The sequence below is a fragment of the Streptomyces sp. NPDC041108 genome (genome assembly GCF_055592645.1).
In genome coordinates, this window is record NZ_JBVIYK010000005.1 from 65,683 (window position 1) to 90,773 (window position 25,091).

Annotated in this window: 18 protein-coding genes and 1 pseudogene; 7 read left to right on the plus strand and 12 right to left on the minus strand. The window is 72.4% G+C overall.

The annotated features are described in order from the left end of the window. Window positions 1–4: 4 nt before the first annotated feature. From ACZ6BB_RS16030 to lanKC, 4 genes and pseudogenes are all read right to left on the minus strand, one after another. A complete protein-coding gene (locus ACZ6BB_RS16030; protein WP_471615799.1) occupies window positions 5–1,927 on the minus strand; it encodes an ATP-binding cassette domain-containing protein in 1,923 nt (640 codons plus the stop codon). After that, window positions 1,924–3,780: an ABC transporter ATP-binding protein gene (locus ACZ6BB_RS16035; protein WP_471615800.1), complete on the minus strand. Its 1,857-nt coding sequence runs from the start codon at window positions 3,778–3,780 to the stop codon at window positions 1,924–1,926. The genes ACZ6BB_RS16030 and ACZ6BB_RS16035 overlap by 4 nt, the downstream gene beginning before the upstream one ends. Before the next feature lie 112 nt (window positions 3,781–3,892). Beyond that, the gene (locus ACZ6BB_RS16040) at window positions 3,893–4,021 is read right to left on the minus strand and encodes a SapB/AmfS family lanthipeptide (RefSeq protein ID WP_005478547.1); all 129 of its coding nucleotides are present in this window, start codon (window positions 4,019–4,021) and stop codon (window positions 3,893–3,895) included. Window positions 4,022–4,027: 6 nt separating this feature from the next. Beyond that, window positions 4,028–6,666: pseudogene (gene lanKC, locus ACZ6BB_RS16045) on the minus strand (class III lanthionine synthetase LanKC). A gap of 470 nt (window positions 6,667–7,136) precedes the next feature. On the opposite strand from lanKC, the gene ACZ6BB_RS16050 reads away from it, so the two are divergent. Further along, complete coding sequence (locus ACZ6BB_RS16050) at window positions 7,137–8,645, plus strand: family 43 glycosylhydrolase (RefSeq protein WP_471615801.1); 1,509 nt, start codon at window positions 7,137–7,139, stop codon at window positions 8,643–8,645. Window positions 8,646–8,665: 20 nt separating this feature from the next. Beyond that, window positions 8,666–10,114, plus strand: coding sequence for a family 43 glycosylhydrolase (locus ACZ6BB_RS16055; RefSeq protein WP_471615802.1), 1,449 nt, complete (start codon window positions 8,666–8,668; stop codon window positions 10,112–10,114). Between the two features lie 14 nt (window positions 10,115–10,128). Here ACZ6BB_RS16055 and ACZ6BB_RS16060 read toward each other — a convergent pair whose 3' ends face one another. The 6 genes from ACZ6BB_RS16060 to ACZ6BB_RS16085 form a co-directional block, all read right to left on the minus strand. After that, window positions 10,129–10,806, minus strand: a complete 678-nt coding sequence (locus tag ACZ6BB_RS16060) for a response regulator transcription factor (RefSeq protein WP_471615803.1) — start codon at window positions 10,804–10,806, stop codon at window positions 10,129–10,131. Window positions 10,807–10,815: 9 nt separating this feature from the next. Continuing rightward, window positions 10,816–12,093 (minus strand): sensor histidine kinase, encoded by a 1,278-nt coding sequence (locus ACZ6BB_RS16065; RefSeq protein ID WP_471615804.1) that lies wholly within the window; start codon window positions 12,091–12,093, stop codon window positions 10,816–10,818. A 127-nt stretch (window positions 12,094–12,220) separates the two neighbouring features. Further along, window positions 12,221–14,431 (minus strand): MMPL family transporter, encoded by a 2,211-nt coding sequence (locus ACZ6BB_RS16070; protein WP_471615805.1) that lies wholly within the window; start codon window positions 14,429–14,431, stop codon window positions 12,221–12,223. A 275-nt stretch (window positions 14,432–14,706) separates the two neighbouring features. Continuing rightward, window positions 14,707–15,240 carry a hypothetical protein gene (locus ACZ6BB_RS16075; RefSeq protein ID WP_471615806.1) on the minus strand — a complete coding sequence of 178 codons (534 nt, stop codon included), beginning with the start codon at window positions 15,238–15,240 and terminating at the stop codon, window positions 14,707–14,709. Continuing rightward, window positions 15,233–15,586 (minus strand): MazG-like family protein, encoded by a 354-nt coding sequence (locus ACZ6BB_RS16080; RefSeq protein WP_409094417.1) that lies wholly within the window; start codon window positions 15,584–15,586, stop codon window positions 15,233–15,235. Before ACZ6BB_RS16080 ends, ACZ6BB_RS16075 begins: the two co-directional genes overlap by 8 nt. Before the next feature lie 210 nt (window positions 15,587–15,796). Beyond that, the gene (locus ACZ6BB_RS16085) at window positions 15,797–16,342 is read right to left on the minus strand and encodes a DoxX family membrane protein (protein ID WP_471615807.1); all 546 of its coding nucleotides are present in this window, start codon (window positions 16,340–16,342) and stop codon (window positions 15,797–15,799) included. 220 nt (window positions 16,343–16,562) lie between these two features. Here ACZ6BB_RS16085 and ACZ6BB_RS16090 point away from each other — a divergent pair, with 220 nt between their 5' ends. Beyond that, on the plus strand, window positions 16,563–16,889 hold the full coding sequence (locus ACZ6BB_RS16090) for a nuclear transport factor 2-like protein (protein ID WP_275458966.1): 327 nt from the start codon (window positions 16,563–16,565) through the stop codon (window positions 16,887–16,889). Window positions 16,890–16,969: 80 nt separating this feature from the next. After that, window positions 16,970–17,977, plus strand: a complete 1,008-nt coding sequence (locus ACZ6BB_RS16095) for an aldo/keto reductase (RefSeq protein ID WP_471615808.1) — start codon at window positions 16,970–16,972, stop codon at window positions 17,975–17,977. Window positions 17,978–18,418: 441 nt separating this feature from the next. On the opposite strand, the gene ACZ6BB_RS16100 is transcribed toward ACZ6BB_RS16095, so the two are convergent. Continuing rightward, on the minus strand, window positions 18,419–19,267 hold the full coding sequence (locus tag ACZ6BB_RS16100) for an SDR family oxidoreductase (RefSeq protein ID WP_471615809.1): 849 nt from the start codon (window positions 19,265–19,267) through the stop codon (window positions 18,419–18,421). Between the two features lie 159 nt (window positions 19,268–19,426). Between ACZ6BB_RS16100 and ACZ6BB_RS16105 the strand changes: the two genes are divergently transcribed. Further along, entirely contained in the window at window positions 19,427–21,082 is a 1,656-nt protein-coding gene (locus ACZ6BB_RS16105; protein ID WP_471615810.1) for an alkaline phosphatase D family protein, read from the plus strand. Window positions 21,083–21,303: 221 nt separating this feature from the next. On the opposite strand, the gene ACZ6BB_RS16110 is transcribed toward ACZ6BB_RS16105, so the two are convergent. Then, window positions 21,304–22,329, minus strand: a complete 1,026-nt coding sequence (locus tag ACZ6BB_RS16110; RefSeq protein WP_471615811.1) for a Gfo/Idh/MocA family protein — start codon at window positions 22,327–22,329, stop codon at window positions 21,304–21,306. 99 nt (window positions 22,330–22,428) lie between these two features. On the opposite strand from ACZ6BB_RS16110, the gene ACZ6BB_RS16115 reads away from it, so the two are divergent. Both ACZ6BB_RS16115 and ACZ6BB_RS16120 read left to right on the plus strand, forming a co-directional pair. Beyond that, window positions 22,429–23,922, plus strand: coding sequence for a multidrug effflux MFS transporter (locus tag ACZ6BB_RS16115; RefSeq protein WP_471615812.1), 1,494 nt, complete (start codon window positions 22,429–22,431; stop codon window positions 23,920–23,922). Continuing rightward, window positions 23,874–25,052 (plus strand): serine hydrolase domain-containing protein, encoded by a 1,179-nt coding sequence (locus tag ACZ6BB_RS16120; protein ID WP_471615813.1) that lies wholly within the window; start codon window positions 23,874–23,876, stop codon window positions 25,050–25,052. The genes ACZ6BB_RS16115 and ACZ6BB_RS16120 overlap by 49 nt, the downstream gene beginning before the upstream one ends. Window positions 25,053–25,091 lie beyond the last annotated feature (39 nt).

Below are 25,091 nucleotides of genomic sequence, written 5' to 3' on the forward strand. Positions count from 1 at the left end.
TGGATCAGTGCCGGACACCGCTCGCCGTGTCGGCCCGGCCGGTCCAGCCGGCTCGGTCCGCCGTATCCGCCGTATCCGCCGTATCCGCCGTGTCGGTCGTCTCGTGGTCCCAGTGGCCGATCAGGTCGCGGTAGAGGGCGCAGTCGGCCATCAGGCGGTCGTGGGTGCCAAGGTGGTGGCGTGGGCCGTCCAGGACGAGGACCAGGTCGGCGCGCAGGGCGGAGCTGATCCGGTGGGCGCAGACGATCAGGGTGGCGGGGCGTTCGGCGAAAGCACGTTCGGCGACCGCCTCGGCGGCCGGGTCGAGGTGGCAGGTGGCCTCGTCCAGCAGGACCAGGCGGGCGGGGGGCAGCAGGGCGCGGACCAGGGCGATCAGCTGGCGCTCCCCGGCGGAGAGCTGGGCCGGGTCCACCGGTGCGTCGTAGCCGCCCAGGCGTTCGGCGAGAGGGGCCGCGCCGATGGCGTCGACGGCCGAGTCGAGGTCGGCCGGTGTGGCCGTGGGGTGGAGGTAGGAGAGGTTCTCGCGCAGCGTGCCGGTGAAGACGTATGCCTCCTGCGGGATCAGCACACGCGAGCCCGACAGCCCGTGCGGAGCCGTCGGCGAAGGGTCCCCGTCCGGCGGACGGACGGGGGCGCCGCCCAGCCGCACAAGGCCCTCCTGCGGTTCCAGCACCCCGGCGACGAGCGCGGCGAGCGTGGACTTGCCGGCGCCGCTGGGGCCGACCACCGCCAGATGGGTGCCCGGCGTGAGAGTGAGGTCGAGGTCCCTGACGACGGGTTCGGCGGATCGGGCGTAACCGAAGGTGACCCCACGCAGTTCGACGCCGCCGTCCGCGGGCCACGGCTCCGGCGCCGTCCCGGGCGTCGCTCCGGCAGCCCCGTCGCCCGGCCCGGACGACACGGATCCCTCTTCCGCCGGGGACGCGGACCCCGCCCGCTCCGAATCCGCCGGCGACGCAGGCGCCCGTGTCGCCCGGGCGGACGTCGTCTCCAGGATGCGGGCGGTGGTGACGAGGAGCCACAGGCCGCTGGCGCCGACGCCGCGGACGAAGTTCTGGAGGGCCGGCTGGAGGCTCTGGGAGAGGTAGGTCAGGGCGCCCAGGATCGCGCCGATGGTCATTCCGCCGCGGAGCAGCCAGGGGGTGCCGGCCAGGATGAGGACGAACGGCAGCCAGCCGCCTATGCCCAGGGCGGCGGTGCGCAGGGCGGTGAGGCGGGCCAGGGCGCGGGCCGCCTCGGCGGCCTTGTCGACGCGGGCGTCGATCCGGCGGCGTACCAGATGCTCGGCGCCGCAGGCCGTCACGTCCCGGAGCCCGCCGGCCACCGTGCTCACCTGCTCGGCGATCGCCTCGTCGGCGAGTACGACCGCGCGCTGCCGGGCCGCCAGGGCGCGCAGGGCCAGGAGGAACAGGGTGAGCCCGGCCGTGAGGGGCGGTACGACGAACAGGAGGAGAGCGGGGTCGAGCGCGGTCAGACCGAACAGCACGCTCACCGCCGTCACCGCGAAGGTCTGCACGAACATCACGACCGCCCCGTACGACTCCCGGGCGATCTCCACCTGTTCGGTCAGCCGGGCCACGCCCGCCGTGTCGGGGGGCAGGCCCAGACGCGCGGAGCGGTGCAGTGTGCCGGTGGTGACGAGGGCGACCAGGTCGTCCCGGAACGGTTCGACGACCTCGGCCAGTTGGAGCGTGGTCTGCCGCGTGCCCCAGGCGCCGACCAGGGTGGCGACGGCCAGCAGCCCGAGCCAGCCGAGGCCCTCGGGGACGTGGTCCGCGAGGAAGCCGTCGTCGACGGCCCGGGCGACCAGTAGGCCGGACAGCAGTGCGGGTACGGCCTGGACCAGCGACCAGCCGGCGAGCCGGACGAACTGACGGCGTCGTGTGCGGAGCGTGGAGCGCAGCAGACGACGTGCCCCCGGGTTCACCGCCCGCCTCCGTGGGACTGCGAGGCGGGGCGTCCGCCGTCGTGGGACGGCGTCGGGCGTGGGCCGGGGCGTTCGGGACGGGACGTGGCGTTCTCGGCAGGGTGTGGGCGTGGCGTCTCGCCGTCCGGGCGGAAGACGGCTCGGTATCCCGCATCGGTCCACAGTGCCCGGTGGGTGTCCCGGCCTCGGACGCGGCCCGCGTCGAGCCAGACGACGAGGTCGGCGCGGGCGGCGGTGGAGGCGCGGTGGGTGACGACGAGCCGGGTGCGGGCGGCGAGGGGGCCGGAGCCGGTGAGGACCTGGGTGATCTCGTGCTCGGTGACGGTGTCGAGGCTGGCGGTGACATCGTCGAGGACGAGCAGGCGGCCGACCCGGGCGGACTGGGCGAAGGCGCGGGCCAGGCCGACCCGTTGGGTCTCCCCGCCGGACAGCGGGGCGGTGGCGACGGCGGACGCGTAGCCGTCGGGCATGGTCCGTAGGAAGGTGTCCGCGCGGGCGGTGGCCGCGGCCTCCCGCACCGCCGCGTCCGGCACGCGCTGTGGCGAAGGGCCGAGGGCGATCGCCTCGGCGAAGGTCTCGCCCAGCAGTGTGGGGCGTTCGAAGCCGTAGGCGACGGCCTGCCGCAGGTCGCCGTGGGTCAGGTCGCGCAGTGGTACCCCGTCGAGCCGTATCTCGCCGTCGTCGGGGTCGGTGAGCCGGCCGGCGAGTGCGGCCAGCAGGGACTTGCCGGAGCCCGACCGGCCCACGACGGCGGTCAGGGTGCCCGGCACCACCTCCAGGTCGATGCCGTCCAGGACGGTGGCGCCCTCGGGAGCGCGTACGGTCACGCGGTGGAACTCCAGCCGGCCGCCGCCTCCGGTGGGCAGCCGTGCGTCGCCGTAGGTCATCGGGGGTGAGTCCATCACCTCGGCGACCCGCCCGGCGGTGGCGCGGGCGAGGGCCAGTTTGCCGACGGAGGCGACCAGGGAGCTGACGCCGGTGGCCAGGACGACGTACTCGGTCGCGGCCAGCAGCTGTCCCGGGGTGATGCGGTCACGGGCGAGTTCCAGTCCGGCCACGGCCAGGACGGCGATCTCGAGCAGGGGAACGATCGTGGCGTCCCCGGTGGAGACGCGTGAGAGGGCGCGCCACATTCCCCGGCCGTGGCGGTGGAGTTCGGGCAGGGGAGCGAGGACGCGGTCGGTCTCGCGGGCCAGGGTCCCGGCGGCGGTGATGGTGCGGATTCCGGTGAGGGCGTCGGCGAGCCGGGTGGCGATACGGCCCTGGGCGGCGAAGTAGCGGTCGTTGACGTCGGAGACGTCGCGGGCGAAGGCGTGGACCACGAGGACGATCAGCGGGAGCCCGGCGACGAAGGTGAGGCACAGCCAGGGGTCGATCAGGGCAAGCGCCACCACGGCTCCGAGGGGCGGGATCAGTTCGGTCACCGCCCACACCAGCCCCGAGGGGGCGCTGCCCGCCCGGCTCGTGTTGCCCACCAGACGCGCCGTCAGGTCGCCGGGGGTGTGGCGGCGGGTCGCCCGGGGGCCCATGTCGAGGACGTGCCCGAGCAGGGTGTGCCGCAGCCAGGCGGTGGACCGGGCGTTGGCGACGGCTCCGGCGTAGTCGTCCAGCGCGTCGCACACGATCAGCAGCGCGACGGCGACGGCCGACAGCGTCAGCCACAGGGTGACGTCACCGGAGCCCAGGACGGCGTCGACGGTACGGCCCATGAGGGCGGGCAGGACGACGTACACCCCGGAGAGCAGCAGGGACGTGGCGGCCAGGACCGCACCCCAGGCTCCGCCTCGCCGGACCACCGTCAGCAGCAGACGGTCCGCCGCGCGTCGGTCCCCGCGTTGGTCGCGTCGCTTCACGGCCGCTCCCGTCTCGTACGGTTCCCCCGGCCGGACTTTCGGTTCCTGGGCCGAGGGGGCAAGGGGCGGGGGCACCCGAGGTGCCCCCGCCGTCGTGCCAGGAGCCTGGCCACTAACAGAACAGGAGGCTGAAGAGGCTTCCTCCTCCGAGGAAACAACCCTTGCTCGCCCGGCTGCCCGGCGGCGGCTTCAGGCCGGTCTCCGACTCGATGGTCAGACCCTGCAGTTCGAGGAGTGACATACGTGTTCACCTCCTTTCTCGAACGTCGTCGGGGACGGTGATGTCGAGCGCGGACAGGCCCGGTGTCAGGAAGGGCAGTCCGGTGGGGGCGGAGTGGCACGCGGCGCCCAGGGCGAGCACGACGCCCGCGCCGCCGGTGGCCAGGTCCATGGACAGCCGCATCAACTGCTCGCCGGGGAAGGCGAGTCGGCCGTCGAGTACGCAGGCGTGGCGGGCCAGCCGGCGGATGTGGGCCGCGACCACGGGGTCCCGCGCGGCGGCGGTGCCGGGCGGGTGGGCGCGACTGCGGTGGAGGATCATCCCGGCGACACCGTCGAAGAGACCGGGTTCGACGTAGAACGACGCCCGGGAGGCCTCGCGGATCGCGTCGGCGGCGGTCGCGAACTCGTCGTCCGCGCGCCGGGCCAGGAAGTCTTCGAGGACCATGCCGATGCCGACGCTGCCGTCGGCGAGATAGGGCATGGTGCGGTACCCCTCGTTCACCTCCATCGAGCCTTCCTCGCGGACCACGCAGCGGCGCAGGTCCTGGCGCAGGGCGGTCGCGGCGAGGTCCAGATGAGCCGGGTCGCCGTCGTGTTCGTACAGGCGCAGGAACAGCAGCGCGGGCCCGGACGAGCCGTACATCAGCCCTGCTCGCGGGTGGTCGCCGCCGCTGGTCTCCGGTACTGCGTCGGCGGGTCCCAGCCGGTCGGCGACGGCCGCCGCCACGCGCCGGGCGGCGTCGCGGAAGGCGGCGTCGCCGGTGGTGACGGCGAAACGCAGCAGGCCGAGGCCCAGGCCGGACAACCCGCCCTTGAGGTCGAGGGCCAGGTTCTGCCAGCGCTCGCCGAGACACATGTCGACGATCTTGACGGCTTCCTCGTGGTGGCCGAGGCGGTCGAGGACGAACGCCACGCCGAGCAGGCCGTCGTAGAGGCCGAGGCGGCTGCCGGGCGGTGGCTGGAGTGCGTGCCGGATCAGCCAGTCCTCGTGGTCCTCGTGGCGTCCGGCCCCTGTCACGTCCAGCGCGTACAGCACCCCGGCCGCGCCGTGGGCCAGGCCGAGGCCGCCGCCGGGCGCGGTGAACTGCTCGATGTCGCCCGGGAAGAGCCGGTCGTCGCGTTCGGGCGTGGCGGAGGCGAGGATCGCGGACGTGATCGACTCGCGGGCGCGCAGCCAGCCGGCGTGGTCGGGTTCGAGACGGGTTCGGCGTCGGTCCCGCCGGTGCTCGCGGGATGCGTCCCGGTGTCCGTCCGGCCGTCGCCGGTGATCGTGCGCACGGCCTCGTCGAGGAGGCGGCCGGGGAGCGGGAACAACCGGCCGGCCTCCCCGGCCAGCTGGGCCGCCTTGCCGCGGTCCAGCTCGATCAGTCCGGTCAGCGGCAGGAACAGACAGATCTCCAGGCAGGCCAGCGCGTAGCGGTCGATGTCGAAACCGGTGGCGGTGCGCGGGGCGTGGAAGCCGGGGGCCGCGAGGACCTGGTGCCGGGCGTGTGCCACGTCCGACGCGCCCTCGAAGTCGATCAGGACCACCGTGTCGTCGGGGCGGACCATGACGTTGAAGGTGTGCACGTCACCGATGACGATGCCCCGCTCATGGACCGCCGCGACGGCGTCCCGCACCCGCCGGAACACGTCCAGCGCCCAGGTGGTGTAGTCGGCGAAGGCGGCCGGGTCCGGGTCCAGCGCGGCGAGCGGGCTGCGCTCGACGATCAGCTGGTGCAGGGGCTTTCCCTCGATGAGGTCCTCGACGACGAAGTGGTGGCCGCCGAGCTCGAAGTGGTCGCGGAGCGCGGGCACGCAGGCCAGTCCGCGCAGCCGTTCCAGGGCCTCCCGCTCACGCCGCAGCCGGGTGACGGCGTCCGCGCCGTCCGGGGTCAGTCCCGCGTGGGGCCGGGCCTCCTTGAGGACGACACGGTCCTCGGTACGCCTGTCCACCCCGGCGTACAGCCCGCCGCCGTTGGAGAAGTGCAGTGCCCTGTCGATGCGGTAGGGCAGGTCGGCGACAGTGGTCCGGCGGCTCGCGGCGAGGTGGGGTTCGAGGAAGCCGGGCAGCTCCACCCACTCCGGCAGCCGGAAGACGGGGCCGCGCACGTCGGGCACCAGACGTCCCGAGGGGTCCGCCACCGCTTGCTCCACCACCCCGTCGGCCGACACGCAGTAGCGGTCGGCGAAGGCGCCGTACCTGACGTGGAGCGGGCCGTCGCGCCAGCGCAGATCACTGAGTATGTACGGTCCGGGACGGCCGTCGAGGATGTCGCCCAGTTCGGTGAGGACGCGCTCGCACTCGGCCTCGTCCGTCGGGTACACGGTCACGAACTTCCCGCTGGAACCGCGGTGCGCGTATTTGGCGTTGGCGAGGAACAGGGTCTCCAGGCCGGGGAGGAACTTGAACGCGATACGGCGCGGTACGCAGTAGTCCCACACCTCGTCCAGGACGGTCTGGGCGTTGTCCAGGCAGGCCGAGACGTGGATCTTCCAGCCCTGCGGGGGGAGACGTATGCCCACGGGACGCAGGGCAAGCCACTCGCCGATCTTCTCGCGCTGCCACGATCCGGGGACGGGGGCTCCCGTCTGCCGGAACCGGCCGTGTGTCCCGCCGTGCGAGGACGGGGCGTCATAGAAGTGCGGGTGGGTGAGGCAGTAGACCTCGTACCGCTTGTCCACGGAAGCCTCCCGATCAGGTGCCCTCCTGAGCGGTTGTCCTGGTCCGATGTCTTCCTCTCCCACCATGACAGAGCGGGGGAGCACGGACATCGTTCGTCTGTCACCGGACCCTTGTGAGATGCGCACGAACCCGACCATGCACATTGCACGGGCGGCCTGTGCGCTCGGCACGCACGGCCCGTGCACTCAGCACACCCGGCCCGTGCACTCCGCACGCTCGGGCCCGGCGTGCGCCCTCGTGGCCACTACCCCCGGGCCCGCGCGCGAGCACCACCGGAGCGCCTCGCACGGACATCGCGGTGCGACCTCGCGCGGGCACCGGCGACGACGGAACCTGTCGCATCCATTGACGTCTCTCGCGCCTCACCCTTACCTTCTGGCCGAAGTTACGCACACTGTTCGTTATTTCGGACAAGGTCGTTTCGAGCCGCTCCCGGAAGGGACTTGTCGTGTTTCCCACCCCCGCTCGCGTGCCCACCCCTCGGTGGTCGCCTCGGCGCTGGACGGCGCTGAGCGCCGCGCTGCTGGCCCTCTTCGCGTCACTCCTCGCCGTCCAGCCGGCCCCGCCCGCCGCAGCGGCCGACGGCAGGCCGTACACCAACCCGGTCAAGTCGCAGAAGGGCGCCGACCCGTGGCTGGAGTACTACAACGGCAACTACTACCTGGTGACGACCTCGTTCACCGGTGAGCTGACCATGCGGAAGTCGCCCACGCTGGCCGGGCTGAGCACCGCGCCCAGTGTGCAGGTGTGGTCGGACAGTACGAGCAGCCGCAACTGGAACATGTGGGCCCCGGAGATCCACTTCCTCGACGGCAAGTGGTACCTGTACTACTCCGCCGGGCCGCGCAACTCCGCCTGCTGCGACGACCAGCGCACGTACGTGCTGGAGAGCGCCGGGTCCGACCCGATGGGGCCGTACACCTTCAAGAACCAGCTCGCCGGATCCAACCTCAACCCGGGCGGCTGGCTGATCGACGCCAGCGTGCTCAAGCACGACAACAAGCTGTACCTGGTCGGCAGCGGTTCGGCCGGGGGCAGCAAGCAGAGCCTCGTCATCGCGCCGCTCAGCAACCCCTACACCCTCGCCTCCTCCACCTTCACCGTCATCTCCAGCCCGACGCTGAGCTGGGAGACGCAGAGCGGTGAGGTGAACGAGGGCCCCGAGCCGCTCTACCGCAACGGCCGCACCTTCCTCGTCTACTCCGCGAGCGCCTGCTGGGGCCCCGACTACAAGCTCGGTCAGCTCGAACTCACCGGTTCCGACCCGCTGCTGGCCTCCTCCTGGACGAAGAAGCAGACGCCGGTCTTCGAGCGCAGCGACGCCAACGGCGTGTACGCGCCCGGCCACAACGGCTTCTTCACCTCGCCGGACGGCACCGAGAACTGGATCGTCTACCACGCCAACGACGCCGCGAGCGACGGCTGCGACAACGGCCGTACGACCCGTGCCCAGAAGTTCACCTGGAACGCGGACGGCACGCCGAACTTCGGCACCCCGGTCGCCCTCGGCGCGACCGTCGCCGGCCCGTCCGGCGAGACGGCGACGACACCGACCGCGTACACCATCGTCAACCGCAACAGCGGCAAGTGCCTGGACGTCAACGGCGGCAGCACCGCCGACGGCGCCAACATCTTCCAGTGGACCTGCAACGGCGGGGCCAACCAGAAGTGGCGGATCGAGGACCGCGCCGACGACACCAGCCGTCTGGTCAACGTCGGCAGCGGCAAGGTCGCCGACATCGCCGACTGCGCGAGCGCCGACGGCACCGACGTGCGCCAGTGGTCCTGGCTGAACAACAACTGCCAGAAGTTCCGCATGGTCTACCTCGGCGGAGACCAGGTCCGGATCGTCAACGCCTCCACCGGCAAGGTCATGGACGTCGCCGACTGCGGCACCGCCAACGGCACCGACGTACGCCAGTGGTCCTGGCTGAACAACAACTGCCAGCAGTGGCGGCTCGTCCCCACGACCGCCTGAACCAGGAGACACCCCTACCCATGAGACAACTCTTCACCAAGGCCGCCGTGGCCGGTGCCGCGGCGCTCGCCGTGCTCACCACCATGACCACTCCCGCCCAGGCGGCCGCCCCCGCGTCCCCCGCCGTCACCTTCACCAACCCGATAGCCACCCAGCGGGCCGACCCGCACATCTTCAAGCACACCGACGGCTACTACTACTTCACGGCCACCGTCCCCGCGTACGACAAGATCGTGATGCGGCGGGCCACCACCCTCCAGGGCCTCGCCACGGCCGCGGAGACCACCATCTGGACCAAGCACGCCAGCGGTGAGATGGGCGCCCACATCTGGGCCCCGGAGATCCACTTCATCGACGGCAAGTGGTACGTCTACTTCACCGCCGGTTCCTCCAACGACATCTGGAAGATCCGCCCGTACGTCCTGGAGACCAGCGCCGCCAACCCGATCACCGGCACCTGGACGGAGAAGGGCCGCATCGCCCTCCCGCTCGACACCTTCTCGCTCGACGCGACGACCTTCACCGTCGGCGGCACCCGCTACCTGAGCTGGGCGCAGAACGACCCGGCGGTCGGTGACGGCACCAACATCTACCTGGCGAAGATGTCCAACCCCTGGACGATCCAGGGCAGTCCGGTCATGATCTCCCGGCCCACCGCCGCCTGGGAGAAGGTCGGCCACACCGTCAACGAGGGCCCGGCGGTCATCCAGCGGGGCGGCAAGGTCTTCATGACCTTCTCGGCCGCCGCCACCGACGCCAACTACTGCCTCGGCCTGCTGACCGCCTCCGACTCGGCCGACCTGATGAACCCGGCCTCCTGGGTCAAGACCCCCAACCCGGTCTTCAAGAGCAACGACCGGACCGGCCAGTACGGCCCCGGCCACAACACCTTCACCACGTCCGAGGACGGAAAGTCCGACATCCTCGTCTACCACGACCGCAACTACAAGGACATCAGCGGCGACCCGCTCAACGACCCCAACCGCCGAACCCGTTACCAGAAGCTGTACTGGAACGCCGACGGCACACCCAACTTCGGCATCCCCGTCGCCGACGGCGCGACCCCGGTCCGGCTGTCCTCGTTCAACTACCCGGGCAAGTTCATCCGGCACTGGGAGTACCGCGCCAAGCTGGAGGCCGACGTCACCAACCTGGCCGACTCGCAGTTCCGGATCGTCACCGGTCTGACGGGCAGCGGCACGGTCTCGCTGGAGTCGGCGAACTTCCCCGGCTACTACCTCCGCCACAAGAACAACGAGGTGTGGGTGGAGAAGGACGACGGCACGGCCCTCTTCGACGCCGATGCCTCCTTCTTCCAGCGGGCCGGTCTGGCCGACACCGCGGCCGGGGTCTCGTACGAGTCGTACAACTTCCCCGGCCGGTACATCCGGCACTACGAGAACCTGCTGTACACCCAGCCGGTCGGCACGGCCCTCGACCGGCAGGACGCCACGTTCTACAAGGAGTAGACCGGGAGCAGCGGTCACTCCGGCGGTGTGACCCGCACCAGGCCCGACTGGTACGCCATGACGACCAGTTGGGCCCGGTCGCGGGCCCCCAGCTTCGTCATCGCCCGGTGGACGTGGGTCCGTACCGTCAGGGGGCTCACGTACAGCTTCTCCGCGATCTCGTCGTTGGAGCTGCCCTCGGCGGCCAGGGACATCACCTCGCGTTCGCGGCTGGTGAGCGTGCCCAGCCGGTCGGGGGTGGTGAGCCGGCTGCCGGGGGCCGGGGCGGCGAGGAAGCGGGTGATGAGGGTGCGGGTGGCGGCGGGGGAGAGGAGGGTGTCGCCCGCGGCCACGGTGCGGATGCCGTCGAGGAGCAGGTCGGCGGTGACGTCCTTGCCCAGGAAGCCGCTGGCGCCGGAGCGCAGTGCCTGGGCCACGTACTCGTCGATCTCGAAGGTCGTGAGGATCAGTACGCGGGTGTCGGTCAGTTCCTCGTCGGCGCAGATCACGGACGTGGCGGTGAGCCCGTCGGTGCCGGGCATCCGGATGTCCATGAGGACCACGTCGGGGCGGTGGACGCGGACGAGGTCGACCGCCTCCTGACCGTCGGCGGCCTCGGCGACCACCTCCATGTCCGGGCAGGAGTCGACGAGAATCCGGAACGTGGCCCGCAGCAGGGCCTGGTCGTCGGCGAGCAGGACGCGAATGGTCATGGTGCTGTTCTACTTCCGCAGGTCATGGGTGGCTGCCGCGTCCGGTTCGGGGAGGGCGGGGCGGGTCCGGGCGCGGGGGCGCAGCGGGAGGTCGGTGGTGACCTCGAAGCCGCCCTCGGGACGGCGGCCGGCGCTCAGACAGCCGCCGACGGACTGGGCGCGCTCGCGCATGCCGATGAGCCCGAAGCCCCGGCCGGGTCCGGGAGGGCCGCCGGGGGCGGGCGCGCCGTCGTCGGTGACGGTGATCGTCAGACGGGACTCCTCGTACACGAGGCGGATGCGCGCCGCGTCCACCGCCGCGTGCTTGCTGACGTTGGTGAGGGCCTCCTGCACGATCCGGTAGGCGGTCAGGTCCACTCCGGGGTCGAGCGGCCCGGGGACGCCCTCCGTGGCGACGGAGACCGTGAGACCGGCGGACTCGCAGGCGCTCGTCAGCTCCGGGAGCTGGCCGAGGCCGGGGGTGGGGGCCAGCGGGGCCTCGGGGTCGTCGGGCCGGCGCAGCACCCCGACCGTGCTCTTCAGCTCGCGCAGCGCCGCCGAGGTGGTGGCGGTCAGGTCGGTGAGGATGCGGTGGGCCTGCTCCGGATCCGTACGGGTGAGGTGCGCGGCGGTGCCCGCCTGGGCGTTGGCCAGGGCCAGATGGTGGGCGACCACGTCGTGCAGGTCGCGGGCGATGCGCATCCGTTCCTCGGTGACCCGCAGACGGGCCTCCTCCTCCCGGGTGCGCTCGGCGTGCTCGGCTCGGGACTGCACCGACTTCAGATAGGCCCGCCGCGCCAGTGTGCCCCGGCCCGCGGCGAGCGGCAGCAGCAGCCAGAATGCGGGGCCGATGGTCCTGAGCACCAGCGAGAGCTGGTCCATGGAGTCGGAGAACACCGCGGCGAGCGTCATCGCCGCGATGGTGGTGCAGCCGTAGACGCGGGTGGTCCGGCGGTCGGTGAGCGAGGCCAGCCAGTACAGCGAGGCCATGATCGGCGCCAGCAGCAGGGGGGTGAGCAGATAGCCCAGCGCGACGGCGACGCCGGTGCAGACCGCGGTCACGACGAGGGTGAAGCGCGGGTAGGCGCGGTGCTTCAGCAGCGCGAGACAGGACACGCCCATGAGCGCCACACCGACCTTGTCCTGGTCCGGCGGCCTGGCGCCCGGCAGGGTGAGCGCGCTGCCGAGGGTGGCGCAGCCCATCAGCGCCAGGGCCAGGACCAGGTCGACGACGAAGTGGTGGCGGTCGGAGAACTCCTCCAGACGGTCCGTGTAACGCCGTTCCCGGCTGAGGGGACGAAGGCTCATCGGTGACTCCGGTCGGTGGACTGGGACCATCGTGGTCGACGCGGTGGGTGAACGCCCCGGGGGCCGCCCGTGTCCTTCGCCACGGGCGGCCCCGGTGGGGGGTGGGGGAGGGAGGGGAGCGGCCGGATCAGGTGCGGGTCACTTCCAGCTCGGCCGTCTCGGCCGGGGCCGGAGCCGCGTCGGCGTGACGGGTCAGCGCCTCACCCTCCACATCCACCCGCGGCAGCGCCCGGTCCAGCCACTTCGGCAGCCACCAGGCCCGGTCGCCGAGCAGGGTGAGCACGGCCGGCACGATCGCCATCCGGACGACGAACGCGTCGAACAGGACCGCCGAGGCCAGCCCGAACCCGATCATCTTGATCATGGAGTCGCTCTCGCCGATGAAGCCGGCGAACACCGCGATCATGATCAGGGCGGCGGCCACCACCACCCGGGCGCTGTGCCGGAAGCCGCTGGTGATCGCCTCGTCGGCCCGGTCGCCGTGGACGTACGCCTCCCGCATCCGCGAGACGAGGAACACCTCGTAGTCCATCGCGAGGCCGAACACGATGCCCACCAGGAAGATCGGCATCAGGCTCATGATCGGGCCGGTCTGCTCCACCCCCAGCAGCTCCGCGCCGTGACCCTGCTGGAAGACCAGGACCACCACGCCGAGCGAGGCGAGCACCGACAGCAGGAAGCCGGCGGCGGCCTTCAGCGGGACGAGCAGGGAGCGGAAGACGACCATCAGCAGGATGACGGCCAGACCCACCACGACCAGCAGATACGGGACCAGCGCGGACTGCACCTTGCCGGAGATGTCGATGTTCAGCGCGGTGGTGCCGGTGACCTCGAACGTCGCTCCCGTCTCGGACTCGATCGCGGGCCGCTCGTCGCGGATGACGGTCACCAGGTCCTTGGTCTTCTCGTCGGTCGGCGCCGTCACGGGCACCGCCGAGAAGACGGCGGTGTCGCCGGCCTCGTTGAAGCGCGCGGGGGAGACCGACACGATCCCTTCGGTGGCCCCGATCTCCTTCGCGACCTTCTCCGCGGCGCCCTTCGCGTCGTCGGCGCCCTTGGCGTCCACCACGATCGTCAGCGGCCCGTTGAAGCCGGGCCCGAAGCCCTCGGCTAGCGCGTCGTAGGCCCGCCGCTCGGTGGTGGACGTCGACTTGGCCTCGTCACCGGGCATGCCCAGCTGCAGATCGGTCATCGGGACCGCGAGGGCGCCGAGACCGACGACGCCGAGGAGCAGCACCGGCACCGGGCGGCGCAGCACGAACCGGGACCAGCGGGTGCCGCCGTTGTCCTTGGCCTCCTCCTCGATACGGCCGCTCCTGCGGGCCTTGCGCGAGAGCACGGCGTTCGGCCAGCAGCCGAGGACGGCCGGCACCAGGGTCAGCGCGATCAGTACGGCGACGACGACCGCGCCCGCGGCGGCCAGCCCCATCTTCGTCAGCATGGGGATGCCGACCACGGTCAGTCCGGCCAGCGCGATGACGACGGTGAGCCCGGCGAACACCACCGCCGAGCCGGCCGTGCCGGTGGCCAGCGCGGTCGCCTCCTCGGGCGTACGGCCCCCGGCACGCTCCTCGCGGTAGCGGGAGACGACGAACAGGGCGTAGTCGATGCCGACCGCGAGGCCCAGCATCATCGCGAGCGTGCCGGTCGTGGTGGACAGGCCGAAGGCCTCCGACAGGGCGAGGATCGTGGCCATGCTGAGGCCGACGCCGACGAGCGCGGTCAGCAGCGGCAGCCCGGCGGCGGCCAGCGAGCCGAAGGTCACCAGCAGCACGACGGCGGCGAGAGCGACACCGATGATCTCGGCCGCCCCGCCCGGACCGCCCTGCTCGGCCACCGCGGTACCGCCGGCCTCGACGGTCAGCCCGGACTTCTGGGCCTCCTGCAGCGCGTGCTCCAGGTGGGTCCTGCCGGCGTCGCTGAGCTCGGCCGCCGTGACCTTGTAGGTGACGGTCGCGTAGGCCGTCGAGCCGTCCTGGCTGACCGCCCCGGCCTGGAACGGGTCGACGGCGCTCGCCACCTGCGAGCCGTCCGCCAGATCGGCCACGGTCTCCTCGACGGCCTTCTTGTTCTCGGTGGCGGTGATCTTCTCACCGTTCGGGGCGACGAACACGACCCGGGCGGTGGCGCCGTCCGCGGTGACACCGGGGAAGCGCTGCTCCAGCAGGTCGAACGCCTTCTGGGACTCGATGCCCGGCATGGAGAACTCCTCGTCGGAGGCTCCCGGGGCCTTGAGGGCGCCGACACCGACGGCGCCCAGTACGGCCACCCACATCAGGATGACGTACCAGCGTTTGCGGAAGGCCAGCCGGCCCAGCCGATACAGGAAGGTTGCCATGAGGCGCGGGTCTCCACGTCAGAGGTCGGGGAAGAGGTCTCGGATACCCGCCCAGACTCCCGGCAGGAGCCCCCTCACGTCGTCGTGCGGCTGCCGACAATCCCCGGTACTCAGAACGCAGTACGGCACGGCCTCCGGGTCAACCCGGGGTATGACCGGGGTGACCCGGAGGCCGCTCTGCACGGTGCCTCTCCACGGAGTGCCTCTGCGTGAAGTGTCTCTGCACGGGGTTGCACGGAGTGCCTCTGCGTGAAGTGTCTCTGCACGGGGTGCCTCTACATGGAGTGCAGGGTGTCGCGGGATGCCTTGATGAAGGCCCTCAGCGCGTCCCAGAACGGCGCGTAGCAGCCGTCGAACCGCGCCACGGCACCGGTGTCGCCCTCGATCATGGCCTCGATCGCCTTGTGGAAGGGGTTCGTCGCCCGCCGGACGGTGTTGGCGAGTGCGGCGACGTCCTCGGGCCCCTCCAGCGAGACGACCCAGGTGAGGTTCCGCAGTGCGGCGTACTCGTCCCGCTGCCGTTCCCGCAGCCGCCGCAGTTCCTCGATCCGCTCCGGCCCGAACCCGTCCTCGGCGCCCCGGACCACGTCGGACACCTTCCAGTGCACGTCGTTCAGCCGCTGCGCCTGCTCCATGAACTCCGCGTACGCCGCCCGCCGCGCCGCCCGCAGCCGCTCCACGCGCTGCGCGTCCGCCGTCGTGTCCGCCTGTATCCGCGCCGCCCGCGCGGTCCCCCGGCTCGTCACCCAGCTCGCGAGGACGGCGGTGCCGGCGGTGAGCGCGGCGATCCAGAACGCGCCGTCACCCACGGCCGGGGCCCAGCGAACGTGCGGTGACCCCGTCCAGATGGGCCGTGAAGACCGCGCGGGCGTCCGGGGTGAGGGTGCGCAGGGCGACCAGGGCCGTGACGACCACGTCGCACAGCTCCGAGCCGACGTCGTCCCAGGTGTGGGTGACGCCCTTGCGGGGGTTCTGGCCGGTCACGCCGATGACCGCCTGCGCGACCTCGCCGACCTCCTCCTGCAGCTTCAGCATCCGCAGCAGCAGGCCCTCCCGGCCGCCGTGCGGTTGGTCCGCCTCCAGCCAGGCGTGCAGGCGGGAGACGGACTGCCAGAGGTGGTCGTCGGGGTCGGCGGAGTGCCGCTGCTCGCTCATGGGCGCAGCCTGTCACGCCCCTGTGACAGCGAGGGCCGGTCCGGGAAAGTGACGGCCGCCGGGCAGGGGCCGAGGCCGACGTCGGCCGTGAGAAGGGCCGCTGGGCAGGGGCCGAGGCTGTCGTCCGCCGGGAGAAGGGCAGTTGCCGGGCTCCTCAGGCTCCCCGGGCTCCTCGCGTTCCCCGGGCTCCCCGGGTTCGGGAGCGACGGGTCACTCCTCGAACAGCGCTTCCTGCTCGCCCTCCTTCTCCTTGCGCACCCGCTGGTTGCGCAGGCCCACGACCACCGCCGTGACCGCGGCCGTACCGGCCAGCGCCACCGGGACCATCCAGCCCCGGTCGAAGACATGGCGGAACGCGTGGTCGAGGGAGAGCCGGCCGGGGCCGGCGATCGCGAGACCGGCGGCGGCCAGGCCCAGGGTCGCGGCGTACTCGTAGCCACCCTCGGCGGCGAAGAACCCGTTGGGCGCGTGGATCGCGGTGGCGCCGCCCATCGCTCCCGCCGCGGCCGCACCGGCCGCGGGCGTCGCGAGGCCCAGCGCGAGCAGCGCCCCGCCGCCCGTCTCGGCCAGCCCGGCGGCGGTGGCGCTCGCCCGGCCGGGCGTGTACCCGACGGACTCCATGAAGGCGCCGGTCCCCTCGATGCCGTGTCCGCCGAACCAGCCGAACAGCTTCTGCGTGCCGTGCGCGGCGAGGACGCCGCCCGTGCCCAGCCGGAGCAGCAACAGCCCCAGATCACGTCGGTCGAACGAGGTCATGACCACTCCCGAACAGCAGAGGTACCGGCGGTACCGGCGGAGAACCCGACAGTGCGAACGTGCCTGCATCCCCCAGTGCGAACGCGCGTACGTCCCCCCGCGTATCCACCGTCGCACCGATGACACCTCCCCGACCCGCCCGCGCGCCCGTTCGGGTGGGGGTCGCCCCGTCGCGCGCCTCCGGTGGCGGGTGGCCGCCCGGGGTGTGAGGCTGGCCGCCATGACGATCGCACCCGCCAAACTCAGCGACCCGGCCGTCCGGGCCTTCGTCGCCGCGGTGAACGCCCACGACCAGAACGCCTTCTTCGCGCTCCTCACGGACGACGCGACCATGTCGGACGACGGGTCCGACCGTGACCTCACGGACTGGACCGACCGGGAGATCTTCTCCTCCCACGGCCACATGGAGGTCCAGCGCGAGTCCGCCGGCGGCCGCGCCCTGGTCGCCAACTACCGCAACGACACCTGGGGCGAGATGCGCACCGCGTGGCGCTTCACGGTGTCGGAGGACGGCCGGATCAGCCGCTTCGAGACGGGCCAGGCGTAGCGCGGAACCCGCACCGGGGGCCGGGGGCTTGTGCCGGGGGCTTGCGTTCGTGTGCGCTCCAACCCCTAACGTCCGTGGTCATGGAGACGAACACGCACACCGACCCGTACACCCGGACCCTCGGCCGCAGCGGCATCCGGGTCAGCGCCCTCGGTTTCGGCTGCTGGGCGATCGGCGGCGAGTGGCAGGCCGCCGACGGACAGCCGCTCGGCTGGGGGAAGGTGGACGACGAGGAGTCCGTACGGGCGATCCACCGCGCCCTCGACCTCGGCGTCACCTTCTTCGACACGGCCGACGCGTACGGCACCGGGCACAGTGAGCGGGTCCTCGGCCGCGCCCTCGGCAAGCGTCGCGCGGACGTCGTCGTGGCCACCAAGTGGGGCAATGTCTTCGATGCGGCCACCCGCACCCTCACCGGCCAGGACGACACCCCGGCCCACGCCCGCCGCGCCCTCACCGCCTCCCTGGACCGCCTGGGCACCGACCACGTCGACCTGTACCAGTTCCACCTCTCCGACGCCGACCCCGAGCGCGCGGCCCTGCTCCGCGACGCCTGCGAGGAGTTCGTGCGGGAGGGGCTGATCCGGGCCTACGCATGGAGCACCGACGACCCGGACCGCGCCGCCGTGTTCGCCGAAGGGCCGCACTGCGCGGCCGTGCAGCACCGGCTGAACATCCTCCAGGACGCGCCCGGACTCCTCGCGTTGTGCGAGGAGTCCGACCTGGCGAGCATCAACCGCAGCCCGCTCGCCATGGGGCTGCTCACCGGCAAGCACGCCCCGGGGCGCGCCCTGGAGGCCGGCGACATCCGCAGCACCCCGCCCGCGTGGCTGGAGGGCTTCACCGTCGGCGGAGGCGGCGACCCCGAGTGGCTCGGCCGGGTCGAGGCGCTGCGCGAGATCCTCACCACCGAGGGCCGTACGCTCGCGCAGGGTGCCCTCGCCTGGATCTGGGCCCGCAGTCCGCGGACCGTGCCCATCCCCGGTTTCCGGTCGGTCGCCCAGGCCGAGGAGAACGCGGGCGCGCTCGCGAAGGGACCGCTCACCCCGGACCAAGTGGCCGAGATCGACCGGATCCTGGGACGGTGAACGGCGCGGAAGGCCGTCGGTGAACGGCCCGGAGGGCGGTTGGTGGGGAGAGGCTGTCGACGTCGGGGAGGCACCGCCGCCCTCGACGCGCGGCCGGCCGGACCCGCCGGACACCCGCGCTCGGGCACGGCCCGTAGCAGCGGTCCGGTGGGCAGCCGCTCCGCGCTCCGGTGCTTACCCCGCGGTCCCACGCGAGGTCCGCCCCCTTCCGGAGCATGGAACGGCTGCCACCTCCCCCCTCGGGTTGGTCACGGAAGCCGCTGCCTCCAAGTGTGAAGCTCTCGTGGAGGCGAGCCCTGAGCATATGCCCGCCACGTGCCCGAATGGACCGGAGGAACAGCTTCCGTTTGTGGAAGTTGAGGACTGGAAGACCGTCCGTCGCGGCCCGGCGGGGAGGGCTCGCCGGCCTTCGGGCCGCGGACCGGGCCTCCCGGCGGTGGCTCAGCCCCGTCCGACGTACGGCATCGTCGTCGCCATCACCGTCGCGAACTGCACATTCGCCTCCAGCGGCAGCTCGGCCATGTGCCGTACCGTCCGCGCCACATCGGTCACGTCCATCACCGGCTCGGGCAGGAGCTGCCCGTTGGCCTGCAGCACACCGTTCGCCATGCGCTCGGTCATGTCCGTCGCCGCGTTGCCGATGTCGATCTGACCGACCGCGATGCCGTACGGCCGCCCGTCCAGGGAGAGGGACTTGGTCAGGCCGGTCAGCGCGTGCTTGGTCGCGGTGTAGGCCACGGAGTGCGGGCGCGGCGTGTGCGCGGAGATGGAGCCGTTGTTGATGATCCGGCCGCCTTGCGGATCCTGCTCCTTCATCTGCCGGTACGCCGCCTGCGCGCACAGGAACGCCCCGTTGAGGTTGGTGTCCACGACGTGCCGCCAGGCCGCGTAGTCCAGCTCCTCCACCGGCACCCCGCCCGGCCCGAACGTGCCCGCGTTGTTGAACAGCAGGTCCAGCCGTCCGAACCGCTCGCGCGCGGCGGCGAGGAGCGCGTCCACGTCGCCGGGCCGTGAGACGTCCGTACGGACGACCAGCGCCTTCGGGGCGGCGGTGCCCGGGCGCGCCGCTGTGCCGGCGGCGGCACCGGAATCGGTATCGACACCGGCACCGGCACCGGCACCGGCACCGGCACCGGCACCGGCCTGGGCCGCGGTCTCGGCGAGCTTCTCCTCGCGGCGGCCCGCCAGCGCCACCGACCAGCCGGCGCGCAGCAGTTCCACCGCCACGGCACGGCCGATCCCGGAGCCCGCACCCGTCACGATCGCGATCTTGGTCTCTTCAGCCTTCATGGGCTCGCAGCGTAGGGGAGGCCGTGTGTCGGGCGGCGCAGGTGAGGCCCGGAATATGGAACTCATTCGTCCGCCATCTGGGTGTTGTGTACGTGACACAAGATCGTCGAATCTGGCCACTCCACTACCGAAGCACAACTACCTTCAGAAGAGGGCCAGATGCCACTCCCCACCCATGGACCGACCCCGTCCCGCTCGTCCCACGCACCCGAACTGCGCGCCGCCGCCCGGCACTTCGACCGCCGACGCTTCCTCACCGTCACGGGGGCCGCCGCCGCGCTCGCCTTCGCCACCAACCTCCCGGCGGCCGGCGCCGCGGCCGCCGCCACGCTCGACCCCGGGCAGATCACCGAGGACCCGTTCACCCTCGGGGTGGCCTCCGGCGACCCGCTGGCCGACTCCGTGCTCCTGTGGACCCGGCTCGCCCCGGCCCCCTACCAGCCGGACGGCGGCCTGCCCGCCGAACGCGTCAGGGTCGCATGGGAACTGGCCTACGACGACAGATTCCGACGCGTCGTCAGACGCGGCACCGCCACCGCCCACCCCGAGTTCCACCACACCGTCCACGTCGAGGTCGGCTTCCTCGCCCCCGGCCGCGTCTACTACTACCGCTTCCGCGTCGGCACCTGGATCAGCGAGACCGGCCGCACCCGCACCGCCCCCGGCCACCTGACCGGCTCCACCGCGCTCAACTTCGCGGCCGTCTCCTGCCAGCGCTACGACCAGGGCTACTACACCGCCTACCGGCACCTCGCGGACGAGGACCTCGACGTCGTATTCCACCTAGGCGACTACCTCTACGAGTACGCCGTGAACTCCGTCGGCGGCGCCCGCAACTACACCGACCGCGTCCTGCCCGACGTCTTCAACCACGAGACGGTCACCCTGGAGGACTACCGCCTGCGCTACGCCCTCCACAAGACCGACCCCGACCAGCGGGCCGCCCACGCCGCGCACCCCTTCGTCGTCACCTGGGACGACCACGAGACCGAGAACAACTACGCCGGCGACAACCCCGACGGCGGCGAGCCCTCAGAGGAGTTCCTGCTGCGCCGCGCCGCCGCCTACCGGGCGTACTGGGAGAACCAGCCCCTGCGCCGCCCCCAGCGCCCCGACGGCCCCGACATGAAGCTGTACCGCCGCTTCCGGTGGGGCCGCCTCGCCCAGTTCGACATACTCGACACCCGGCAGTACCGCTCCAACCAGGCGCAGGGCGACGGCTGGCAGATCCCCGGCCCGGAGTCCGCCGACCCGGCGCGCACGATGACGGGCGCCACCCAGGAGCGCTGGCTCCTGAACGGCTGGGACCGGTCCGACGCTGTCTGGAACGTCCTCCCGCAGCAGGTCACCTTCTCCCAGCGCCGCAACGCCGTCGGTGAGGTCTACAAGGTGTCGATGGACTCCTGGGACGGCTACCGCGCCTCCCGCGAACGCCTCCTCGCCGGCGCCGAAGCCGCCGGCATAGAGAACCTCATGGTCCTCACCGGAGACGTCCACGTCGGCTACGCCTTCGACATCAAGCGCGACTTCGACGACCGCTCGTCCCGGATCGTCGGCACGGAACTCGTCGCCTCCTCCATCAGCAGCGGCGGGAACGGCTCCGACAAGCCCGCCAACTGGGACACCTACATGACCGCCAACCCCCACATGCGCTTCTACAACGGCCGCCGCGGCTACACCACCGTCACCCTCGACCGTCATTCCGCCCGCGCCGACTTCAAGGCCGTGCCGTACGTGACGACGACGGGGGCGGGGATCTCCACGGTGGCGTCCTTCGCGGTGGAGGCGGGGGTGCCGGGGCTGCAGCCGGTGTAGGTGGGGAGGGGGCGGGGGCGGGCACCGCGAACGAACCTTCGTTTTGTGCAGGGGGCGGCGGGCGGGCGGAGGTTCGGCGTTGGGGGAGGGGGCGGAACGAACCTTCGTTTTCCCTGGCGCCCACCGCCGTGACCCGGCCCCGTCACCCCGGCCCCGTCACCCTCCAGGGGAGCGAACCTTCGTTTTCGCGGCCCCCGCCCCCGCCCCACCCCCAACCCCACCTACACGAACGAACCTTCGTTCAGCCGCTCCTCGCCGGGATACCGCACCCCCACCCGCTCCCGCAGCGCGTCCAGCGTGCGCATCACGGCGAGGGTGCCGTCGAGAGGTACGAGCGGGGACTCGGTCTCGCCGGCGCGCAGGGCCCGCATGACCTCGATGGCCTCGTGGCGGAGGCTGTTGCGGGGGCCGTCGACCGGATCGGCGGTGAACGTCTGCGCCTCGCGGCCGTCACGGTGCAGGACGAACCGCTCCGGGAAGAAGAACCCGGACGGGATGTCGATGCGGCCCTCGGAACCGGTCACCGACGCGGACGTGCCCGTGCCGCCCACGATGGAGCAGTGCACCGATGCGAGGGCGCCGCTCTCCCACGAGAGCAGTGCTCCGGTCTGGAGATCGACGCCCTCGTCGGAGAGCACCGCTCTCGCCGTGACGTCCGACGGCTCCCCGAGCAGCAGCTGCGCGAACGACACCGGATACACGCCGAGGTCGAGCAGCGCGCCCCCGCCCTGCGCCGGATCCCGCAGCCGGTGCGAGGGCGGGAAGGGCCCCGCCAGCCCGAAGTCGGCCTGCACGGTGCGCACTTCACCGATCGCGCCGTCCCGCACCACCTCGACCAGCCGTCGGACCAGCGGATTGCAGTACATCCACATGGCCTCCATCAGGAACCGCCCGTGCTCCCGGGCCAGCGCGACCAGTTCCTCCGCCTCCCGCACGTTCAGCGTGAACGCCTTCTCGCACAGGACGTTGCGCCCCGCCTCCAGGCACATCCCGGCGGCGGCCCGGTGCGCCGCGTGCGGGGTGGCGACGTACACCACGTCCACGTCCGCGTCCTCGGCGAGCGCGCGCCAGTCGCCGTACGCCCTCGGTATCCCGAAGCGTTCCGCGAAGGTCTTCGCCGAGGCCTCGCTCCGTGAGGCCACCGCCACGACCTCGGCGTCCGGCAGGTCGACGAGGTCCGCCGTGAAGGCCGCGGCGATCCCCCCGGTCGCCAGGATCCCCCATCGCACACGTCCGTCGTTCGACATCGCCACCCCTGTCCTCGGCTCCGGGGCGGGTTTGTGACCCCGCCCACGTCGTACGAGCTGAGAGCATAGGTGGCGGACCGAACGGAGAGGGAGGGGCACATGCCCGAGGGGCACATACCGGGCTCGGCGGCGGCCGAGCGGAGCACGACGGCGGGGGAGCACCCGCAACCGGCCGCGGCGGCGGACCCCCGGCCGTCGACAGCGCAGCCGCCGACACCGCAGCTGTCGAAGCCGAAGCCGAAGCCGAAGCCGACATCGCAGCCGAGGCCGCAGTCGCAGCCACCGAAGCCCTCGACGGGAGCCCCCCGGCCTTCGACGGCGGCCCCCGGGCCCGCCAAGGCGACGCCCGGCTCCGCGAAGGCGACCGCCGCCCTCCGCCGTACCGGTCTCCTCGTCACCCTCATTCTCGGCGGCCTCACCGCGACGCCGCCCCTCGCGATGGACATGTACCTCCCGGCCCTGCCGGAGGTCACCACCTCCCTCCACGCCCCCGCCGCCACGGTCCAGCTCACCCTCACGGCCTGCCTCGCCGGCATGGCGCTCGGCCAGCTCCTGATCGGCCCGATGAGCGACCGGTTCGGGCGCCGCCGCCCGCTGCTCCTCGGTCTCTCCGTCTACATCGTCGCCACCGCGCTCTGCGCCCTCGCACCCACCGTCGAGGCCCTCATCGCCCTCCGCCTGGTGCAGGGCCTCGCCGGTTCGGCCGGGATCGTGATCGCCCGGGCCGTGGTCCGCGACCTGTACGACGGCGACGCGATGGCCCGCTTCTTCTCGACCCTGATGCTGGTCTCCGGCGTCGCTCCCGTCGTCGCGCCGCTGATCGGCGGACAGGTCCTCCGCGTCACGGACTGGCGGGGCGTCTTCGTCGTCCTCACGGTCATCGGCATCTCGCTCCTCGCGGTCGTCTGGACGAAGCTCCCCGAGACGCTCGCCCCCGCCGAACGCCACGGCGGCGGCGTCGGCGAGACCCTGGGCGCGATGCGCGGCCTGCTCACCGACCGGGTCTTCATGGGCTACACGCTCGCCGGCGGCTTCGCCTTCGCCGCCCTCTTCGCGTACATCAGCGCCTCGCCGTTCGTGATCCAGGAGATCTACGGCGCCTCCCCGCAGACGTTCAGCCTGCTGTTCGGAGTCAACTCCGTCGGCCTCGTCGTCGTCGGCCAGATCAACGGCAAGGTCCTGGTGGGGCGGGTGAGCCTGGACAAGGTGTTCGCGGTGGGCCTCACCGTCGTCGCCCTGTCGGCGACCGCGCTGCTGCTGATGTCCCTGGGCGTCTTCGGCGAGGTCGGCCTGGCCCCGGTCGCGGCGGCCCTGTTCGTGCTGATGTCGGCGATGGGCGTCACGCTCCCCAACACCCAGGCCCTCGCCCTGATGCGGGTGCGCCACGCGGCGGGTTCGGCGTCGGCGCTGCTGGGTACCTCGTCCTTCCTGATCGGCGCGATAGCGTCGCCCCTGGTCGGCGTCGCGGGCGAGGACACCGCCGTGCCGATGGCCGTGGTCCAACTGGCGGCGGCACTGGTGGCCGCGACCTGCTTCGTGACACTGTGCCGTCCTTGGAACAGGCGTACGAAACCGGAGGGAGCGGAGAGCTGAGCGCGCCCAGACTGCGCACGGACACCCCGGAACGGGCCGGACTGGACCCCGAGGTACTGCGCCGTCTCGTACGGGACGTGCGCGCGCTGACGGAGGGAGAACGCCCCCTGGCCCCCGGTGCCGTCGTCCTCGCCGGACGCGGCCCCGTCATCGCCGTCGAGGAGGCGGCGGGCTGGGCGGTCCGCTACGAGTCCTACGACGAACGCGCCGACCGGGGACGGGAACTCCCGCCGGACTCCCGCGTCCCGGTGACCCCGCGCACCCCCTTCGACCTGGCCTCCCTCACCAAGCTGTTCACCGCCGTGGCGGCCGTGCAGCAGCTGGAGCGCGGCACCCTCGGCATCGACGCGAAGGTGGGGGCGTACCTCCCCGACTTCACGGGCGCCGCCGAACACGGCCTCACCGTCCGCCACCTCCTCACCCACACCTCCGGACTGCGCCCCGAACTCCCGCTGTACGACTGCCCGTCGGCCGCCGCCCGGCTGACGATGCTCCGCGCGGAGGCCCCGACGGAGCCTCCCGGAACGGTCCACCTCTACTCCGACCTGAACCTCCTGCTCCTGCAGCACGTCCTGGAGCGTCTGACGGGCCGGACCCTGGACGCCCTGATCCGAGACGGCATCACACATCCGCTGGGCATGGTGTCGACGGCCTTCGGCCCCTGCCCGGCCGCCGCGGCCACGGAGGACCAGCGCCGCCCCTGGGCGAAGGCGGACCGGGGCATGGTCCGCGGCCGGGTCCACGACGAGAACGCGTGGTCCCTCGGCGGTGTGGCCGGCCACGCGGGCCTCTTCTCGACCGCCCGGGATCTGGCCGTCTTCTGCCGCACCCTGCTCGCCGGCGGCTCCTACGGCCCCGCGCGCATCCTCGGACCCGACTTCGTCGAGCTGATGTTCACCCCGCCGGGCCTCGGCTTCGCCCTCGACCAACCGTGGTTCATGGGCGAGTTGGCGGGCCGGGGCGCGGCCGGACACACCGGGTTCACGGGCACGTCCCTGGTGCTCGACCCGGCGACGGACACGTTCCTGGTCCTCCTCACCAACGCGGTCCATCCCCGCCGCCGTGATCCCGTCAACGCGGCGCGGGCGGCGGCGGGGACCCGGCTGGCGCGGGCGGTGCGGGGGAGGTGAGCCGCACGGGGGTGCGCGGGCGCCGAGGAGGCGGACGGC

What these genes read in the sequence shown, in the direction of transcription:
- ACZ6BB_RS16105 (WP_471615810.1), top strand. Translation starts at nt 19,427, where the DNA reads ATGCCACTCCCCACCCATGGACCGACCCCGTCCCGCTCGTCCCACGCA.
- ACZ6BB_RS16090 (WP_275458966.1), top strand. Translation starts at nt 16,563, where the DNA reads ATGACGATCGCACCCGCCAAACTCAGCGACCCGGCCGTCCGGGCCTTC.
- ACZ6BB_RS16115 (WP_471615812.1), top strand. Translation starts at nt 22,429, where the DNA reads ATGCCCGAGGGGCACATACCGGGCTCGGCGGCGGCCGAGCGGAGCACG.
- ACZ6BB_RS16040 (WP_005478547.1), bottom strand. Translation starts at nt 4,021, where the DNA reads ATGTCACTCCTCGAACTGCAGGGTCTGACCATCGAGTCGGAGACCGGC.
- ACZ6BB_RS16055 (WP_471615802.1), top strand. Translation starts at nt 8,666, where the DNA reads ATGAGACAACTCTTCACCAAGGCCGCCGTGGCCGGTGCCGCGGCGCTC.
- ACZ6BB_RS16060 (WP_471615803.1), bottom strand. Translation starts at nt 10,806, where the DNA reads ATGACCATTCGCGTCCTGCTCGCCGACGACCAGGCCCTGCTGCGGGCC.
- ACZ6BB_RS16095 (WP_471615808.1), top strand. Translation starts at nt 16,970, where the DNA reads ATGGAGACGAACACGCACACCGACCCGTACACCCGGACCCTCGGCCGC.
- ACZ6BB_RS16080 (WP_409094417.1), bottom strand. Translation starts at nt 15,586, where the DNA reads ATGAGCGAGCAGCGGCACTCCGCCGACCCCGACGACCACCTCTGGCAG.
- ACZ6BB_RS16070 (WP_471615805.1), bottom strand. Translation starts at nt 14,431, where the DNA reads ATGGCAACCTTCCTGTATCGGCTGGGCCGGCTGGCCTTCCGCAAACGC.
- ACZ6BB_RS16100 (WP_471615809.1), bottom strand. Translation starts at nt 19,267, where the DNA reads ATGAAGGCTGAAGAGACCAAGATCGCGATCGTGACGGGTGCGGGCTCC.
- ACZ6BB_RS16065 (WP_471615804.1), bottom strand. Translation starts at nt 12,093, where the DNA reads ATGAGCCTTCGTCCCCTCAGCCGGGAACGGCGTTACACGGACCGTCTG.
- ACZ6BB_RS16110 (WP_471615811.1), bottom strand. Translation starts at nt 22,329, where the DNA reads ATGTCGAACGACGGACGTGTGCGATGGGGGATCCTGGCGACCGGGGGG.
- ACZ6BB_RS16085 (WP_471615807.1), bottom strand. Translation starts at nt 16,342, where the DNA reads ATGACCTCGTTCGACCGACGTGATCTGGGGCTGTTGCTGCTCCGGCTG.